Source organism: Streptomyces sp. 142MFCol3.1, assembly GCF_000424945.1.
Taxonomy (GTDB): Bacteria; Actinomycetota; Actinomycetes; order Streptomycetales; family Streptomycetaceae; genus Streptomyces; species Streptomyces siamensis.
The window spans coordinates 29715-45982 of the sequence record NZ_AUKV01000042.1 but is presented as its reverse complement, the minus strand read 5'-3'; the positions used below and the strand labels follow the sequence as shown (position 1 = coordinate 45982).

At 69.9% G+C, this 16268-nt stretch carries 17 protein-coding genes and 3 tRNA genes; 17 read left to right on the top strand and 3 right to left on the bottom strand.

From position 1 onward, the window contains the following. Nucleotides 1-109: 109 nt before the first annotated feature. Nucleotides 110-1360: an amidohydrolase family protein gene (locus H305_RS0138405; protein ID WP_028805126.1), complete on the bottom strand. Its 1251-nt coding sequence runs from the start codon at nt 1358-1360 to the stop codon at nt 110-112. A gap of 304 nt (nt 1361-1664) precedes the next feature. Here H305_RS0138405 and H305_RS0138400 point away from each other — a divergent pair. From H305_RS0138400 to H305_RS0138360, 9 genes are all read left to right on the top strand, one after another. Further along, a tRNA-Thr gene (locus H305_RS0138400) sits at nt 1665-1737 on the top strand. Nucleotides 1738-1783: 46 nt separating this feature from the next. Continuing rightward, nucleotides 1784-1856 (top strand) — tRNA-Met (locus tag H305_RS0138395). 88 nt (nt 1857-1944) lie between these two features. Beyond that, nucleotides 1945-2109 (top strand): 50S ribosomal protein L33, encoded by a 165-nt coding sequence (gene rpmG, locus H305_RS0138390; RefSeq protein ID WP_003948671.1) that lies wholly within the window; start codon nt 1945-1947, stop codon nt 2107-2109. 273 nt (nt 2110-2382) lie between these two features. Then, complete coding sequence (locus tag H305_RS0138385; protein ID WP_028805125.1) at nt 2383-2835, top strand: MaoC family dehydratase N-terminal domain-containing protein; 453 nt, start codon at nt 2383-2385, stop codon at nt 2833-2835. A 1-nt stretch (nt 2836) separates the two neighbouring features. After that, the gene (locus H305_RS0138380) at nt 2837-3265 is read left to right on the top strand and encodes a MaoC family dehydratase (RefSeq protein ID WP_028805124.1); all 429 of its coding nucleotides are present in this window, start codon (nt 2837-2839) and stop codon (nt 3263-3265) included. A gap of 257 nt (nt 3266-3522) precedes the next feature. Further along, on the top strand, nt 3523-4092 hold the full coding sequence (locus tag H305_RS0138375) for a TetR/AcrR family transcriptional regulator (protein WP_028805123.1): 570 nt from the start codon (nt 3523-3525) through the stop codon (nt 4090-4092). Nucleotides 4093-4333: 241 nt separating this feature from the next. After that, entirely contained in the window at nt 4334-5809 is a 1476-nt protein-coding gene (locus tag H305_RS48310; protein WP_051371442.1) for a DHA2 family efflux MFS transporter permease subunit, read from the top strand. 20 nt (nt 5810-5829) lie between these two features. Further along, entirely contained in the window at nt 5830-6210 is a 381-nt protein-coding gene (locus H305_RS0138365) for a hypothetical protein (protein WP_028805122.1), read from the top strand. A gap of 136 nt (nt 6211-6346) precedes the next feature. Continuing rightward, the gene (locus tag H305_RS0138360; RefSeq protein ID WP_028805121.1) at nt 6347-7402 is read left to right on the top strand and encodes a UDP-N-acetylmuramate dehydrogenase; all 1056 of its coding nucleotides are present in this window, start codon (nt 6347-6349) and stop codon (nt 7400-7402) included. 142 nt (nt 7403-7544) lie between these two features. On the opposite strand, the gene H305_RS0138355 is transcribed toward H305_RS0138360, so the two are convergent. Both H305_RS0138355 and H305_RS0138350 read right to left on the bottom strand, forming a co-directional pair. Further along, nucleotides 7545-8576, bottom strand: a complete 1032-nt coding sequence (locus tag H305_RS0138355; RefSeq protein WP_028805120.1) for an adenosine deaminase — start codon at nt 8574-8576, stop codon at nt 7545-7547. Nucleotides 8577-8819: 243 nt separating this feature from the next. Further along, nucleotides 8820-10046 carry a pyridoxal phosphate-dependent aminotransferase gene (locus H305_RS0138350; protein ID WP_028805119.1) on the bottom strand — a complete coding sequence of 409 codons (1227 nt, stop codon included), beginning with the start codon at nt 10044-10046 and terminating at the stop codon, nt 8820-8822. Nucleotides 10047-10293: 247 nt separating this feature from the next. On the opposite strand from H305_RS0138350, the gene H305_RS0138345 reads away from it, so the two are divergent. The 8 genes from H305_RS0138345 to rplJ all read left to right on the top strand — a co-directional run bounded on the left by H305_RS0138345 (nt 10294) and on the right by rplJ (nt 16211). After that, a tRNA-Trp gene (locus H305_RS0138345) sits at nt 10294-10366 on the top strand. 107 nt (nt 10367-10473) lie between these two features. Beyond that, nucleotides 10474-10755 carry a preprotein translocase subunit SecE gene (gene secE / locus H305_RS0138335; RefSeq protein ID WP_028805118.1) on the top strand — a complete coding sequence of 94 codons (282 nt, stop codon included), beginning with the start codon at nt 10474-10476 and terminating at the stop codon, nt 10753-10755. 77 nt (nt 10756-10832) lie between these two features. Further along, complete coding sequence (nusG, locus tag H305_RS0138330; protein ID WP_028805117.1) at nt 10833-11711, top strand: transcription termination/antitermination protein NusG; 879 nt, start codon at nt 10833-10835, stop codon at nt 11709-11711. Nucleotides 11712-11903: 192 nt separating this feature from the next. Continuing rightward, nucleotides 11904-12338, top strand: a complete 435-nt coding sequence (rplK, locus tag H305_RS0138325) for a 50S ribosomal protein L11 (protein WP_028805116.1) — start codon at nt 11904-11906, stop codon at nt 12336-12338. Nucleotides 12339-12414: 76 nt separating this feature from the next. Continuing rightward, complete coding sequence (gene rplA, locus H305_RS0138320; RefSeq protein ID WP_028805115.1) at nt 12415-13140, top strand: 50S ribosomal protein L1; 726 nt, start codon at nt 12415-12417, stop codon at nt 13138-13140. Between the two features lie 167 nt (nt 13141-13307). After that, the gene (locus tag H305_RS0138315) at nt 13308-14222 is read left to right on the top strand and encodes a hypothetical protein (RefSeq protein WP_028805114.1); all 915 of its coding nucleotides are present in this window, start codon (nt 13308-13310) and stop codon (nt 14220-14222) included. Between the two features lie 200 nt (nt 14223-14422). Continuing rightward, complete coding sequence (locus H305_RS0138310; protein ID WP_028805113.1) at nt 14423-15286, top strand: hypothetical protein; 864 nt, start codon at nt 14423-14425, stop codon at nt 15284-15286. A gap of 394 nt (nt 15287-15680) precedes the next feature. Further along, the gene (gene rplJ, locus H305_RS0138305; protein ID WP_028805112.1) at nt 15681-16211 is read left to right on the top strand and encodes a 50S ribosomal protein L10; all 531 of its coding nucleotides are present in this window, start codon (nt 15681-15683) and stop codon (nt 16209-16211) included. Nucleotides 16212-16268 lie beyond the last annotated feature (57 nt).

Sequence of the window (16268 nt, the reverse complement as noted above, 5' to 3'; positions counted from 1 at the left end):
CGCTCCGTACAGGCGGCTCCGAGGCTTGTCCCGCTCCACGGGAGCGGCTCCCGGGCACGCACGCCGCACGGTGGGCCGGCGCGGCGCAAGGAGCGCGGCCCGGCGTGCCTCACGACGATTCCGCCCGCCCCTGCCGCGGCAGGTCCATTCCGGCCACGGTCGCCGAGTTGCAGTACTCCCGCACCGCGCTGGTCCGCGCCACGACCCGCCCGCGGTGCACCACGATCCGGCTGTACGCCAACGACAGCGCGCCCGCGAGCCCTTCGCCCCGTACCGCGAGCAACTCGGCCGGGAAACCCGCCTCCACGCGCACCTCGGGCAGTCCCAGCGCGGCCCGCGCAGCGCCCGCCACGGCGTCGTAGGCCTCCTCCGGGCGCAGCCCCCATCGCGAGGCCAGCAGGTACGCGGCCTCCAACGGGTCCCCCCGCCCGACAGGGTTCGACAGGTCGCGCAGGGCACCGCTGCCCGCCGCCACGCGTACGCCCGCCGCGCGCAGCACCCGTACCGGCGCGACTCCCCGGGCGTCCACCGACGCGCAGCCGCCCTGCGGCAGGCACACCACCGTGATCCCCGCCGTGGCGAGCCGGTCGGCCGCGCGTGAGGCCGCCTCGGTGGGCAGCCGCCCGAGACCGGAGCACGGGCCGAGCGTCACGCCGGCCCGCAGCCCGCCCGCCATCGCCGTGAGCCGGGCGAGTCGGGCCGGGTCGGCGCCGTCCGTGTGCAGGTCGACCGGGCAGCCGAGCTCCTCGGCCATTTCCAGGACCGCCTCCACGTACCCCGTCGGATCGGGATCGGTGTCCGGGCAGCCGCCCACCACGGTGGCGCCCATCTTCACGGCGTCCCGCAGCATCGCCAGACCGTCCGCCCCGGCGACCCCGGTCAGCACCCGCGGCATCGCCACCGCCGTCAGCTCGGCGAGCCCGCGCAGCGACCGCCGGGCCTGGAGCACCGCCGCCAGCGCGTCCAGCCCCTGTACGTCGCCGACACGTACGTGAGAGCGCAGCGCCGTGGCGCCGTGCCCGAGTTGCAGCAGCGCCGCCTCGGTGGCGCGGCGCTGGACCTCCGGGGAGTTGTACTCGAGGGGCCCCTCGCCGTCGGCCGTCAGCGCGGTGTCGACGTGGGCGTGCGGCTCGGCGGGGGCGGGCAGGAGCAGGTAGCCGTCGAGGTCCACCTTCGAGGCGAGGGTGCCGGCGACCCCTGCCGCCAGGCTTCCCGCGGTGCCGACCGCCTCGATGCGCCCGCCGCCCAGCCGCACGTCCACGGTCCGGCCGTCGGTGAGCCGCGCCCCGCACAGCAGCAGGGTGGCCGTGTCGGCCTGGCCCGACGAGGAGTGGGGCGGCTGCGGCTGGCTGTCGGGCATCGCGCTCCTGGGGCTCGGGTGCGGGACGGGCGCCCGCGAGGAGCGGGACTCAAGATCACTCAGCGTGAGTCGAGCCTAGGGTGGCAACCCGCCCGCGTCGGGGAGGAGCGCAATAGTCGTACCGGTGTGGCCTGCCGGTTCAGGAGCGCGCGGCCCCGTGGCGATCCCTGGTGATCAGAGATGCGTGAGTGGCTGCGGAAGGCCCGTGGGAACGCTCGCGGAAGCGGACGGGAACAGGCTGGGGCGGGTGCCGCGAAACGGATTTGGGCGATCGGCGGCCTACCGTGTAATGTCTTCATCGCTCGCCCCAATAGCTCAGTCGGCAGAGCGTCTCCATGGTAAGGAGAAGGTCTACGGTTCGATTCCGTATTGGGGCTCTGGTGTGAGAGGTTCCCGTCGCAAGACGGGGTCCGATCGCATCGCAGCGGTGTAGCTCAGTCGGTAGAGCAAGCGGCTCATAATCGCTGTGTCACCGGTTCAAGTCCGGTCACCGCTACTGACAGTAGCCGATTGTGGGGTCGGTCCTTCGATCGGCTACTCTTCTATGCGTTAATCGTCCCATCCGTTCGTCAAGGAGCACTCCTGTGGCTGCCACCGACGTCCGCCCGAAGATCACGCTGGCCTGCGTGGAGTGCAAGGAGCGGAACTACATCACCAAGAAGAACCGGCGTAACAACCCGGACCGACTGGAGATGAAGAAGCACTGCCCGCGTTGCAACGCGCACACCGCGCACCGCGAAACGCGATAAATCAGGCTCGTACACGAGGCCGTCCCCTTCGCGGGGGGCGGCCTCGCGTCGTTGTGGACCCGCGGCGCCCCAGGGCGCGGCGGGTCCGGACGAGTGCCGCGTCGCCGCAGCGCGCCGCGTCGTTATAGAGCGAAGACAGCCCGCCCGGCTATGACGGGAGCGACGACCCGTCCCGGCCAGGGCGGGAAGGCAATCCGTTCCGGTCCGGACGGGACGACATTCCGCCGGCCGGGACGCCGAGGCCGGCGAAGACAACCAGGAGGTGCCGAGCCCATGGCGCTCGACCAGTCCTTCGTGGGGCGGTCCTACCCGCCCACCGACCCCTACGAGGTCGGCCGGGAGAAGATCCGCGAGTTCGCGGAGGCCGTCGGGGACCTCAACCCCGCGTACACGGACCCGGAGGCCGCCAAGGCGCTCGGGCACGCCGACGTGATCGCCCCGCCGACCTTCGTGTTCGCGATCACATTCAAGGCCGCCGGCCAGGTCGTCCAGGACCCGCAACTGGGTCTCGACTACAGCCGAGTGGTGCACGGCGACCAGAAGTTCGCCTACACCCGCCCGGTGCGCGCGGGCGACCGGCTCACGGTCACCTCGACGATCGAGTCGATCAAGTCCCTCGCGGGCAACGACATCCTGGACATCCGTGGCGAGGTCCACGACGAGTCGGGCGAGCACGTCGTGACGGCCGTCACCAAGCTGGTCTCGCGCGCGGCGGAGGAGGGCTGACATGACGGCGAAGATCACCTACGCGGACGTCGAGGTCGGCACCGAACTGCCGGCCCAGACCTTCCCTGTCACCCGGGCCACCCTGGTCCAGTACGCGGGCGCCTCCGGGGACTTCAACCCCATCCACTGGAACGAGAAGTTCGCGGTCGAGGTCGGCCTCCCCGACGTCATCGCGCACGGCATGTTCACCATGGCCGAGGCGATCCGCGTCGTCACCGACTGGGCAGGCGACCCGGGCGCGGTCGTCGAGTACGGCGTCCGCTTCACCAAGCCCGTCGTCGTCCCGAACGACGACAAGGGCGCCACGATCGAGGTCAGCGCCAAGATCGGCGCCAAGCTCGACGACAACACCGTCCGCGTCGACCTCACCGCGACCAGCGCGGGCCAGAAGGTCCTGGGCATGTCACGAGCGGTCGTACGGCTGGCCTGAGGGGCCGGAGCGGGCCGCGAGGGCACGACGGAAGGGCCGTGAAGGCACGACGGAAGTGTCGCGAGCGTGTAGCGAAGTAAGGGGCGTTCTCCACCGTGGGGCGCCCCTTACATGCGTGAGGACCCCTACCGGCCCCAACGCGCCGCGAGGGCAGGGCGTTCCGTCGCCACGCTCCGGGCAGGGTCCCCGTCGCCCGGCTCCGAATCCCGACACCCACCTCCTTGACGCAGTTAGTGATTGAGTACTAACTTACTCGCATGGTCAGGATGAGCGCAGAGGAGAGGCGCGAGAGCGTCATCCGCGCGGCGATGAGCGAGTTCGCCCGTGGCGGCTATTACGGCACGTCCACCGAGGCGATCGCCAAGCGCGTCGGCGTCTCGCAGCCGTATCTCTTCCGCCTCTTCCCGGGCAAGAAGGCGATCTTCCTCGCGGCGGCCGAGTACTGCATGGAGCTCACTCGGCGCACCTTCGAGGAGGCCTCCGAGGGGCTGCAGGGCGAAGACGCCCTGCATGCCATGGCGAACGCGTACGTCAGGGTCATCGCCGAGCAACCCGAGCGGCTGCTCATGCAGATGCAGATGTACGTCGCCGTGGCCGCGGCCGAAGAGGCCGGTGACCGTGAACTCGGCGAGGCGGTGCGGGCCGGCTGGATGCGGCTCTGGGACGTGGTCCACGTACCGCTGGGTGCGGACGTGGACGAGACCGCGACCTTCATGGCGTACGGAATGCTCGTCAACTGCCTGGTGTCCATGGGCTTCCCGCCCGAGCACCGGGTCTGGGAAGGGCTCTATCCGTCGGCGAGGATCACGGGCCGGCTGGAGAAGTAGGCGCGACGGGTCCGGCGGGCCCTACGGGCCATTCCGGCCTGACGGGTTCGACGGGCTGAGGCCTGGGATGGGCAGGCTGAAGCCCGAGACGGATGGGCTGAGGCCTGGGATAGGCAGGCTGAGGCCTGAGGCAGACGCAGGGACCGCAGGTCCGGAGTCGGGGGATTCGAGCCCTCTCCATGCCCGCGAAAGTTAGTCAGCAATAACTAACCATTGATTGCCATCACGCTCTGGGGGAGCGATGTCACAGGGAACCGCACAGTCCGCACCGGCGGGGCGCACGGAACCGGCCGCACGTCGCGGGGGAGCAGTCTGGGCCCTCGTCATCACCAGCGTCGCCGGATTCATGGCGGCCCTCGACAACCTCGTCGTCACCACCGCCCTGCCCTCGATCCGCAAGGACCTCGGGGGAGCGCTCGACGACCTGGAATGGACCGTGAGCGCCTACACGCTCACCTTCGCCGTCCTGCTGATGTTCGGCGCGGCACTCGGTGACCGCTTCGGACGCCGACGGCTCTTCCTCGTCGGGTTGAGCGTCTTCACCGGCGCCTCCGCCGCCGCGGCCATGGCGCCCGGCATCGACTCCCTGATCGCCGCCCGGGCGGTCCAGGGCGTGGGCGCGGCGATCATGATGCCGCTGACTCTGACCCTGCTGACCGCGGCGGTTGCGCCCGCCAGGCGCGGGATGGCGTACGGGATCTGGGGTGCCGTCAACGGACTCGCGGTCGCCTCCGGTCCGCTCATCGGCGGCAGCCTCACCGAACACGTGTCCTGGCACTGGATCTTCTGGCTGAACGTGCCGCTCGGCCTGGCCCTGCTGCCGCTCGCCCGGCTGCGCCTCTCCGAGTCGCACGGCACCGGCGCGCGGCTCGACGTTCCCGGCACCCTGCTCGCCAGCGGCGGCCTCTTCGGGATCGTCTACAGCCTGGTCCGCGGACCCGCCGACGGCTGGACCAGCCCGCTCGTGCTGACGGGCCTGTTCGCGGGCACCGCGCTGCTCGCCGGATTCGTCCTGCACGGCAGCCGCGCCGAGAACCCGATGCTGCCGATGCGGCTCTTCCGCTCCCGCGCCTTCGCCGGGATCAACGCCGCGAGCCTGCTGATGTTCCTCGGGATGTTCGGCTCGATCTTCCTGCTCAGCCAGTACATGCAGGGCGTCCTGGGCTACTCGCCGACCGAGGCGGGACTGCGCATGCTCCCCTGGACCGGCATGCCGATGCTCGTCGCGCCGATCGCCGGGTACCTCTCCGACCGCATCGGCGGGCGCCCGGTGGTCGCCACCGGCCTCTTCCTCCAGGCCGCGGGCCTCGCGTACTACGCCATTGTGATCGCCGCCGACGCCTCGTACCTCTCCCAGCTGCCCGCGCTGATCGTCAGCGGCATCGGGATGTCCCTGTACTTCGCGCCCGCCTCCAACCTGGTCATGTCCAGCGTCGGCGCCACCGAGCAGGGCATCGCCTCCGGAGCCAACAACGCGCTGCGCGAAGTGGGCGGTGCGCTCGGCATCGCGGTGATGTCCTCGATCTTCTCCGCGCAGGGCGGCTACGAGTCCGCGCAGAGCTTCGTCGACGGACTGCGGCCCGCCCTCGTGGTCGGTTCCTCGGTCGTCGCCCTGGCGGGCATCGCGGCCCTGGTCATCCCGACCGCACGCCGCGACGCAACGACGCCCGTCGCGTCTTTCGCGCCGGCCCCCGCCCTCGAGACCGCCACCCACTGAAGCCCGGAAGGAGTCCGGACATGCCCACTCTTCCCTGGACCGTGCCGAACACGCCACCGCAGGACACCGAGGTGCACGTGATGGCATCCCGGTTCGAGACCCGCACCCTTTGGGGAGCGCTCCGGTTCTTCGCGCGGACGCCGGGCGTGTGGCGGCAGGTCGGCAAGGCTCCCGGTGCGTACGGCGCCTCACTGAAGGCGGCGCCCCTGCGGCGCACCTTCTGGACCGTGTCCGCCTGGGAGTCACCCGCCGCCCTCAAGGAGTTCGCCCGCTCCGGCCCGCACGCCCCGGCCGCGGGAGGCCTGCGGCGCCAGATGAAGGACGCGAGGTTCCTCACCTGGAAGACGTCCGCCGACGAGCTGCCCCTCGACTGGGCACAGGTGCTGCAACGCTTCGACTGACCGCATGTGACACGGCTGTGGCCCCGCCCGACGGCGGGGCCACAGCCGTGTCCGCGCCGCCGCGGAGGGCGTACGCCGTCGCGCCCGCCGCCACCGGTGGCCGGACGCCCTCGGCCCTTCTCGTAGTCTTGGGCGCGTGCAGGAACTCCACGACGCCCCGCTCGCCCCGCTGACCACCTTCCGGCTCGGGGGCCCGGCCGCCCGGCTGATCACCGCCACGACCGACGCCGAGGTCGTCGCCGCCGTGCGCGAGGCCGACGACACCGGTACGCCGCTGCTGCTCATCGGCGGCGGATCGAACCTGGTCATCGGCGACAAGGGCTTCGACGGCACGGCCCTGCGCATCGCGACGACCGGCTTCGCGCTCGACGGTACGCGGCTGGAGCTGGCGGCCGGCGAGGTGTGGACCGACGCGGTCGCCCGCACCGTCGAGGCCGGACTCGCCGGCATCGAGTGCCTGGCCGGCATCCCCGGCTCCGCGGGCGCCACCCCGATCCAGAACGTGGGCGCGTACGGTCAGGAAGTGTCGTCCACGATCACCGAAGTGGTCGCCTACGACCGCACGGCGCGCGAGACGGTCACACTGACGAACGCGGAGTGCGCCTTCTCGTACCGGCACAGCCGCTTCAAGGCCGACCCCGACCGTTACGTCGTGCTCCGCGTCCGCTTCCGGCTGGAGGACGCGGAGGGGCTGTCGGCGCCGATCAGGTACGCGGAGACGGCCCGCGAGCTCGGCGTGGAACCCGGCGACCGGGTGCCGCTGACGGCCGCCCGCGAGACGGTGCTGAGGCTGCGCTCCGGCAAGGGCATGGTCCTGGACCCCGAGGACCACGACACCTGGTCCGCCGGGTCGTTCTTCACGAACCCGATCCTCAGCGACGAGGAGTTCGCCGCGTTCCACGCGCGCGTGAAGGACCGGCTCGGCGCCGGGACCGTGCCGCCCGCGTACCCGGCGGGCGACGGCCACACCAAGACCTCCGCGGCCTGGCTGATCGACAAGTCCGGCTTCACCAAGGGCTACGGCAGCGGGCCCGCCCGGATCTCCACCAAGCACACGCTCGCCCTCACCAACCGGGGCGAGGCCACCACCGAGGACCTCCTCGCGCTGGCCCGCGAGGTCGTCGCCGGCGTCCACGAGGCCTTCGGGATCACCTTGGTCAACGAGCCCGTCACGGTCGGCGTACGCCTCTAGGGAACCCAGGCGCCGTCCGCCCGGCCCCGGAGGCCCTCACCCCGGCACCGGCCCGCACGGCGCGCGCGGGCGCAGGCGCGGCACAGCCTCACGCCCTGCACGCTGCCGCCCGCGCCCGCCCCGGACGGCCGCGTGCTGCCCCTCAGGACGTCAGCCAGTCGTCGACCCCCGCCAGCAGCTTCGCCCGCACGTCCTCCGGGGCCGCCGAACCGCGGATGGACTGGCGCGCCAGCTCGGCCAGCTCCGCGTCCGTGAAGGAGTGGTGGCGGCGGGCGAAGTCGTACTGGGCGGCCAGGCGGGAACCGAAGAGCAGCGGATCGTCGGCGCCGAGCGCCATCGGGACACCCGCCTCGAACAAAGTGCGCAGGGGGACGTCCTCGGGCTTCTCGTAGACGCCCAGGGCGACGTTCGAGGCCGGACACACCTCACAGGTGACCTGGCGGTCCGCGAGGCGCTTCAGCAGCCGCGGGTCCTCCGCGGCCCGCACCCCGTGGCCGATCCGGGAGGCGTGCAGGTCGTCCAGGCAGTCACGCACCGAAGCCGGGCCGGTCAGCTCCCCGCCGTGCGGGGCGGACAGCAGCCCGCCGTCGCGCGCGATGGCGAAGGCCCGGTCGAAGTCCCGCGCCATGCCGCGCCGTTCGTCGTTGGAGAGCCCGAAACCGACGATGCCCCGGTCCGCGTACCGCACCGCGAGACGGGCCAGCGTACGGGCGTCCAGCGGGTGCTTTATCCGGTTCGCCGCCACCAGGACCCGCATCCCGAGACCGGTGTCCCGCACCGCCGAGTCCACCGCGTCCAGGATCACCTCCAGCGCCGGGATGAGCCCGCCCAGACGCGGGGCGTACGACGTCGGGTCGACCTGGATCTCCAGCCAGCCCGAGCCGTCCCGCAGGTCCTCCTCGGCGGCCTCACGGACCAGCCGCTGGATGTCCTCGGGCTTCCTGAGGCACGAGCGGGCCGCGTCGTACAGGCGCTGGAAGCGGAACCAGCCGCGCTCGTCGGTCGCCCGCAGTCTCGGCGGCTCCCCGCTGGTCAGCGCGTCGGTCAGCGCCTCCGGCAGCCGGACACCGTATTTGTCGGCCAGCTCCAGCAGGGTGGTCGACCGCATCGAACCGGTGAAGTGCAGGTGCAGATGGGCTTTCGGCAGCTCAGAGACATCACGTACACGCTCCATCCCAGGATCCTGCCGCACCTCCCCGCCCTCCCGGTAGCCGTTTCCTCTTTAGTGGCCTTGATCGCACGGACGAACGGGCCGGCTCCCCGCTGCCGCCACGGCACCCGACCGGGCGGGCTGGGCCCCACCGCGGGCCGGCCGGGGCGCCCGAAGCGGACGGGCCGCTCCCCCGAAGGGAAACGGCCCGCACACGCGCGTGCAGCGCGACATCGAGAACGACGCCCCCGAGGGCGTACGAGAACGTCAGTCCCGCGCCTCGGCCAGCAGCTTCTGGATCCGTGAGACGCCCTCGACGAGGTCCTCGTCACCGAGGGCGTACGACAGACGCAGGTAGCCCGGCGTGCCGAAGGCCTCGCCCGGGACGACCGCGACCTCGGCCTCCTCCAGGATCAGCGCGGCCAGCTCGACGGTGTCCTGCGGGCGCTTACCGCGGATCTCCTTGCCGAGCAGGCCCTTGACCGACGGGTACGCGTAGAAGGCGCCTTCGGGCTCCGGGCAGAGCACACCGTCGATCTCGTTCAGCATGCGCACGATGGTCTTGCGGCGGCGGTCGAAGGCCTCGCGCATCTCGGCGACGGCCTCCAGGCCGCCCGAGACGGCGGCGAGCGCGGCGACCTGCGCCACGTTGGAGACGTTGGACGTGGCGTGCGACTGGAGGTTCGTCGCGGCCTTGACGACGTCCTTCGGGCCGATGACCCAGCCCACGCGCCAGCCGGTCATCGCGTACGTCTTGGCGACGCCGTTGACCACGATGCACTTGTCGCGCAGCTCGGGCACGACCACCGGCAGGGAGTGGAACTCGGCGTCCCCGTAGACCAGGTGCTCGTAGATCTCGTCGGTCAGGACCCACAGGCCCTTCTCGGCGGCCCAGCGGCCGATCTCCTCGATCTGCTCACGGGTGTAGACCGCGCCGGTCGGGTTCGAGGGGGAGACGAACAGCAGCACCTTCGTGTTCTCGGTGCGGGCCTCCTCCAGCTGCTCGACCGAGACGCGGTAGCCGGTGGTCTCGTCGGCGACGGCCTCCACCGGCACACCGCCGGCGAGACGGATCGACTCCGGGTACGTCGTCCAGTACGGCGCCGGGACGATGACCTCGTCGCCCGGGTCGAGGATCGCGGCGAAGGCCTCGTAGATGGCCTGCTTGCCGCCGTTGGTGACCAGGACCTGGGCGGCCTCCACCTCGTAGCCGGAGTCGCGCAGGGTCTTCGCCGCGATGGCGGACTTCAGCTCGGGCAGACCGCCGGCCGGCGTGTAGCGGTGGTACTTCGGGTTCTTGCACGCCTCGATGGCGGCCTCGACGATGTAGCCCGGGGTCGGGAAGTCGGGCTCACCGGCGCCGAAGCCGATCACCGGACGCCCGGCGGCCTTGAGGGCCTTGGCCTTGGCGTCCACGGCGAGGGTGGCGGACTCGGAGATCGCGCCGACTCGGGCGGAGACCCGGCGCTCGGTGGGAGGGGTTGCAGCGCTCATGCACCCATCGTTTCAGACCCGAAACGCCCCCGGCACGCGGGTTTCACGGACTGAACATCCACAGAACATCCGTCCGGATCCGGACGGCTCACCAGTGGATCTTCGTCATGGGAGGCCCGTGCGGACACTTTCTGTTCGACGCCCGCCCCGGGAGCACGTACACTCTCACCTCGTTGGCCTTCACCGGCCGCACTCACCGGGTGCACAACGAGCACCCGGGCGAATGCGGTACGTTGGGGGAAATCAAAGGGTCGTAGCTCAATTGGTAGAGCACTGGTCTCCAAAACCAGCGGTTGGGGGTTCAAGTCCCTCCGGCCCTGCTACACACTCCTTCGCCAGGATGTGTGCGCATGTACGTACTGCAATGCACCGCCGTGCGGCTCAACCGGGCGCGGCACGGCCACGACCCGGAATCAGGTGAGGACGAGTGACGGACGCCGTGGGCTCCATCGACATGCCTGATGCCGAGGCGCCCGAGTCCAAGAAGAAGCCCCGCAAGGGCGGTAAGCGTGCCAAGCAGGGCCCGCTGAAGCGCCTTGCCACCTTCTACCGCCAGATCATCGCGGAGCTCCGCAAGGTCGTCTGGCCGACTCGCAACCAGCTGACGACGTACACCACAGTGGTGATTGTCTTCGTCGTCATCATGATCGCCTTGGTGACCGTGATTGACTATGGACTCAACCACGCCGCCAAGTACGTCTTCGGCTGAGCCGAGAGCGAAGGGCGCCGTCACCGGCGCCCCTTTCGCGTGTTCCACCCCCATGCATCCAGGAAGAAGCAGCCACCGTGTCTGACCCGAACCTGAACGACGCCTCCGAGTCGGTCGAGTCCGTCGAGGACGAGCTCGACATCGTGGAGGGCGCGGACACCGAGGACCCGGACGAGGTCGACGCTGCCGACGCCGAAGCCGGCGAGCCCGCCGAAGAGGCCGCCCTCCACGTCGAGGACGAGTCCGGTGAGGACGTCGAGGACGAAGAGGTCTCCGAGGACGAAGAGGTCTCCGAGGAAGCCCTCGACGAGGAAGAGGCCGAAGAAGAGGCCGAGCCCGTCGACCCCGTCACCGCGCTGCGCGAGGAACTGCGCACTCTCCCCGGCGAGTGGTACGTCATCCACACCTACGCCGGTTACGAGAACCGCGTGAAGACCAACCTCGAACAGCGCGCCGTCTCGCTGAACGTCGAGGACTTCATCTTCCAGGCCGAGGTGCCGCAGGAAGAGGTCGCGCAGATCAAGAACGGCGAGCGCAAGACGATCAAGCAGAACAAGCTCCCGGGCTACGTCCTGGTCCGCATGGACCTGACGAACGAGTCCTGGGGTGTCGTCCGCAACACTCCCGGCGTCACCGGCTTCGTGGGCAACGCCTACGACCCGTACCCGCTGACCCTGGACGAGATCGTCAAGATGCTCGCCCCCGAGGCCGAGGAGAAGGCCGCACGCGAGGCCGCCGAGGCCGAGGGCAAGCCCGCCCCGCAGCGCAAGGTCGAGGTCCAGGTGCTGGACTTCGAGGTCGGCGACTCGGTCACCGTCACCGACGGCCCCTTCGCCACGCTGCAGGCGACCATCAACGAGATCAACGCCGACTCGAAGAAGGTCAAGGGCCTCGTCGAGATCTTCGGCCGCGAGACCCCGGTCGAGCTCTCCTTCGACCAGATCCAGAAGAACTGACGTTCTTTCGGATCCACTGCTTCCGAACAGGTCAGACGGGCTCTCACTGGGGGCACCTCCCGCTTGCGGGAGACCGTCTGACCTGCTCGGTTTTTGGCCGCGCGAGGATACCCGTTATCGTTGTGCGGTATGCCTCCATCCGGATGAACCGGACGGAAGCTGAAAACTCTCACTAGGACCCGGAGAGAGCACATGCCTCCCAAGAAGAAGAAGGTCACGGGGCTCATCAAGCTCCAGATCCAGGCCGGCGCCGCCAACCCGGCTCCGCCGGTCGGCCCGGCGCTGGGTCAGCACGGCGTCAACATCATGGAGTTCTGCAAGGCCTACAACGCCGCGACCGAGTCGCAGCGCGGTTGGGTCATCCCGGTGGAGATCACGGTCTACGAGGACCGTTCCTTCACCTTCATCACCAAGACGCCGCCGGCCGCCAAGATGATCCTCAAGGCCGCGGGTGTCGAGAAGGGCTCCGGCGAGCCGCACAAGACCAAGGTCGCCAAGATCACCGAGGCGCAGGTCCGCGAGATCGCCACCACCAAGATGCCCGACCTCAACGCCAACGACCTGGACGCCGCCGCGAAGATCATCGCCGGCACCGCCCGTTCCATGGGCATCACGGTCGAGGGCTGACACCCACCTTCAGGACAACCGTGGAAGGGCCTGCTCGGCCCGCACCACGACTCCTCAGAACACATCAGGAGCAGTAGTGAGCAAGCGCAGCAAGTCTCTCCGCGCTGCGGACGCCAAGGTCGACCGGGACAAGCTCTACGCCCCGCTCGAGGCCGTCCGTCTGGCCAAGGAGACCTCCACGACCAAGTTCGACGGCACCGTCGAGGTCGCCTTCCGTCTGGGTGTCGACCCGCGCAAGGCCGACCAGATGGTCCGTGGCACCGTGAACCTCCCGCACGGCACCGGCAAGACCGCCCGGGTCCTGGTCTTCGCGACCGGTGAGCGTGCCGAGGCCGCGACTGCCGCGGGCGCCGACATCGTCGGCTCCGACGAGCTGATCGACGAGGTGGCGAAGGGCCGTCTGGACTTCGACGCCGTCGTCGCCACCCCGGACCTCATGGGCAAGGTCGGTCGCCTCGGCCGCGTCCTCGGTCCCCGTGGTCTCATGCCGAACCCCAAGACCGGCACCGTGACCCCGGACGTCGCGAAGGCTGTCACCGAGATCAAGGGTGGCAAGATCGAGTTCCGCGTCGACAAGCACTCGAACCTGCACTTCATCATCGGCAAGGTGTCCTTCGACGACACCAAGCTGGTGGAGAACTACGGCGCCGCGCTCGAAGAGATCCTTCGTCTGAAGCCGTCGGCCGCCAAGGGTCGCTACATCAAGAAGGCCGCGATCAGCACCACGATCGGCCCCGGCGTTCCGGTCGACCCGAACCGCACCCGCAACCTCCTCGTCGAGGAGGACCCGGCCGCCGTCTGAGCCTTGAGCTCACCCCGGTGACCGCGTCGCGCACGCGTTCTTGACACGGGCCCCGCAACCTTTCGAGGTGCGGGGCCCGTCCCTGTCTGCGGACGAAGAATCCGGATACGGGTGTCAGTGGGCTGCGCTAGCGTGCAGGACACAGATTTCGCATAGGGGTGGGACGAATGAAGAGCACGACCGTGCGTCGCGTGACCCTCTCGATCGCGCTGGCCGGCGCACTGACAGGGGTGGCCGCCTGCAGTTCCTCGGAGTCCTCGGGAGGCTCGGGCAAGGACGACAAGGCGGTGCACAAGGGCACCACGCACGTGAGTCCCGTCGCCGCCCTGCGCTCCGCGGAGAAGTCCACCGACTCCGCCGACTCCGCCAAGGTCGAGTCGACGACGACCATGGGCACGCTGATGTCCATGAAGGCCGACGGAGCCATGGGCTGGGCCGACGGCCTCACCGGCAACCTGACCATCACGTACACCGGCGGCACGATGGCCGACACGATGCGTCAGACGGGCAGCACGTCGATGCAGGCCCGCTATCTGCCCGACGCCTACTACGCGCGGATGAGCGACAAGTTCGCCGAACAGGCGGGCGGCAAGCACTGGATCCGGTACGGGTACGACGACCTCGCCAAGCTCGGCGGTGGCTCCGGCGCGTATCTGAAGGACCAGATGCAGAACACCACGCCGAACCAGTCCGTGAAGCTCCTGCTGGCCTCCGGCGACGTCCGCAAGGTCGGCGAGGAGACGGTGCGCGGCGAGCAGGCCACGCACTACTCCGGCACCGTGGACGTCGCGGACCTCGCCGGCAAGAGCTCCAACCTCAGCGCCGGCCAGCTGGCCGACCTGAAGAAGCAGCTCACCCAGGCGGGCGTCAGCACGGAACAGATCGACATCTGGGTCAATGGCGACGACCTGCTGGTCAAGAAGGTCGAGAAGGGCGAGCTGTCCACCGGCACCATGTCCTCCACGGCCTACTACAGCGACTACGGCGTGAAGGTCTCTGCCGAGGAGCCGCCGGCCGGTGACACCGCCGACTTCAAGGACCTCATGCAGCGGCAGGGCGCGACCGGCGGCACCAGCTCCTGAGAACCGGCGTGCGGCGGATGCGGCGAGCGCGCCGCACCCGCCCGGCCCGGAACAAGCGAGGCCCCGATTGCCCCGAGCCCGCCTGGACCGGCTCCCACCCGCCCCGTCCGCCCCACGGGAAATGGAAAGGACCACCCGCACCCCTTGGGATACGCTCACGGCCAGTCTGTGTATCACTCAAGTGTTTCCTGGGGGGAACCATGGGGATTTCTGTTCGCGCCACCGTGCGACGCGGGGCGACCGGAGCGGCGCTTGCCGCGCTGGTCCTCGGCGGCGGCGCCGTCGGCTGCGCCAAGTCGAAGGCCGAGGACGAGCCGAAGATGGCGCCCGCCGCGGCCGTCGCCAGAGCGGCCAAGAACAGCGAGGACATCACGTCCCTGCGCTACCGGATGAGCGGCACGGTCCCGGAGTCGGGCCGGGTCAAGGCCACCGCGGCGATGAACATGGAGCCGCTGGCCATGAGCATGAAGATCACGGCGGCCGGCCAGGACGGCGGTACGACGGAGCTGCGGATCGTCGACAAGGTCATGTATCTGGGCGGGGGCGAGGACGCCGCCAAGGAACTCGACGGCAAGCACTGGATGAAGTTCGACATGTCCGGGATGGCCGAGCGCGGGGACGGCTCGCCGGGATTCGACGCGAGCAAGCTCTCCGACCAGGCCGACCAGAACCCCGCCCAGGAGTCCACCTTCCTGTCCGGCTCCAAGGACGTGAAGAAGGTCGGCGCCGAGAAGGTCGACGGCGTCGAGACCACCCACTACAAGGGCACGGTCACCCTCGACGCCCTGCGCGCGAGCCTCGAGGACGAGAAGAAGTCGACCCGCGAGCGCCGCGAGAAGAGCCTCAAGCAGTACGAGGACCTGGGCATCGACAAGCTCGCGATGGACATGTGGATCGACGGCGACGACCACACCAAGCAGTTCCGCACCCGCGCCGACGCCGACAAGGGCCCGTTCGACGTGACCATCACCTTCCTCGACTTCAACAAGCCGGTGTCGATCAAGGCCCCGGCCGCCGGCGACACCGTCGACCTCGCCGAGATGCTGAAGGGCGCACAGGGCTGACGCGCCGCGGGCCGGCGGGGCCCGTCGGGGGCCGGCCCCGGCCCGTCCGCCCCGGACCCGGCCCACCGCGTTCCGGGGCCGGTGAGTGCCGGCCCGTGGGGCCCGGGGGCCTGTCCCTTGACGGATTTGCTCGGTGGCGCCCCCTTCACGTACTGTTCTCCAGAAGCCAAAGACCGCTGGTCGTTGCCGTGTGCTCGCAAGAGGACGTGGTGGCCGAAGGATCCGCTGAACTGCGGACGACCCGCGCAGGTGACTGTGGATGTGCTCCCGGAGTCCGCTTGCCCAGCAAGCGAACATACCGGTCGAGCTACGCCCCGAGCGCCTGCGCCGGGGCGTTTCGTTTTGCCCAGCCCCTTCCGAGCGGTCCTCATCACCCGGAAGGAGGCCACGCTCTATGGCAAGGCCCGACAAGGCTGCCGCGGTAGCCGAGCTCGCGGACCAGTTCCGCAGCTCGAATGCCGCCGTGCTGACCGAGTACCGGGGTCTCACCGTGGCGCAGCTCAAGACGCTGCGCCGTTCGCTCGGTGACGACGCCCAGTACGCCGTGGTGAAGAACACGCTGACCAAGATTGCGGCCAACGAGGCCGGGATCTCCACGCTCGACGACCTGTTCAACGGTCCGACGGCGGTCGCCTTCATCACCGGTGACCCGGTGGTGTCGGCGAAGGGTCTTCGTGACTTCGCCAAGGACAACCCGAACCTCGTCATCAAGGGCGGTGTCCTTGACGGCAAGGCGCTGTCCGCCGACGAGATCAAAAAGCTTGCGGACCTTGAGTCCCGCGAGGTTCTGCTCGCCAAGCTGGCGGGTGCCTTCAAGGGCAAGCAGACGCAGACTGCGCAGCTCTTCCAGGCGCTTCCCTCGAAGCTCGTCCGCACCGTGGACGCTCTTCGTGCCAAGCAGGACGAGCAGGGCGGTGCCGAGTAATTCGGCTCGCACGTTGACCGACGCCGCCTGAGGCGACGGTCGAAGCGGGCCGAAAGT

Coding starts and splice junctions, on each gene's coding strand:
- H305_RS0138405 (WP_028805126.1), bottom strand. CDS start 1,360: ATGCCCGACAGCCAGCCGCAGCCGCCCCACTCCTCGTCGGGCCAGGCC.
- H305_RS0138385 (WP_028805125.1), top strand. CDS start 2,383: ATGGCGCTCGACCAGTCCTTCGTGGGGCGGTCCTACCCGCCCACCGAC.
- H305_RS0138380 (WP_028805124.1), top strand. CDS start 2,837: ATGACGGCGAAGATCACCTACGCGGACGTCGAGGTCGGCACCGAACTG.
- H305_RS0138375 (WP_028805123.1), top strand. CDS start 3,523: ATGGTCAGGATGAGCGCAGAGGAGAGGCGCGAGAGCGTCATCCGCGCG.
- H305_RS48310 (WP_051371442.1), top strand. CDS start 4,334: ATGTCACAGGGAACCGCACAGTCCGCACCGGCGGGGCGCACGGAACCG.
- H305_RS0138365 (WP_028805122.1), top strand. CDS start 5,830: ATGCCCACTCTTCCCTGGACCGTGCCGAACACGCCACCGCAGGACACC.
- H305_RS0138355 (WP_028805120.1), bottom strand. CDS start 8,576: ATGGAGCGTGTACGTGATGTCTCTGAGCTGCCGAAAGCCCATCTGCAC.
- H305_RS0138350 (WP_028805119.1), bottom strand. CDS start 10,046: ATGAGCGCTGCAACCCCTCCCACCGAGCGCCGGGTCTCCGCCCGAGTC.
- rplK (WP_028805116.1), top strand. CDS start 11,904: ATGCCTCCCAAGAAGAAGAAGGTCACGGGGCTCATCAAGCTCCAGATC.
- H305_RS0138315 (WP_028805114.1), top strand. CDS start 13,308: ATGAAGAGCACGACCGTGCGTCGCGTGACCCTCTCGATCGCGCTGGCC.
- H305_RS0138310 (WP_028805113.1), top strand. CDS start 14,423: ATGGGGATTTCTGTTCGCGCCACCGTGCGACGCGGGGCGACCGGAGCG.
- rplJ (WP_028805112.1), top strand. CDS start 15,681: ATGGCAAGGCCCGACAAGGCTGCCGCGGTAGCCGAGCTCGCGGACCAG.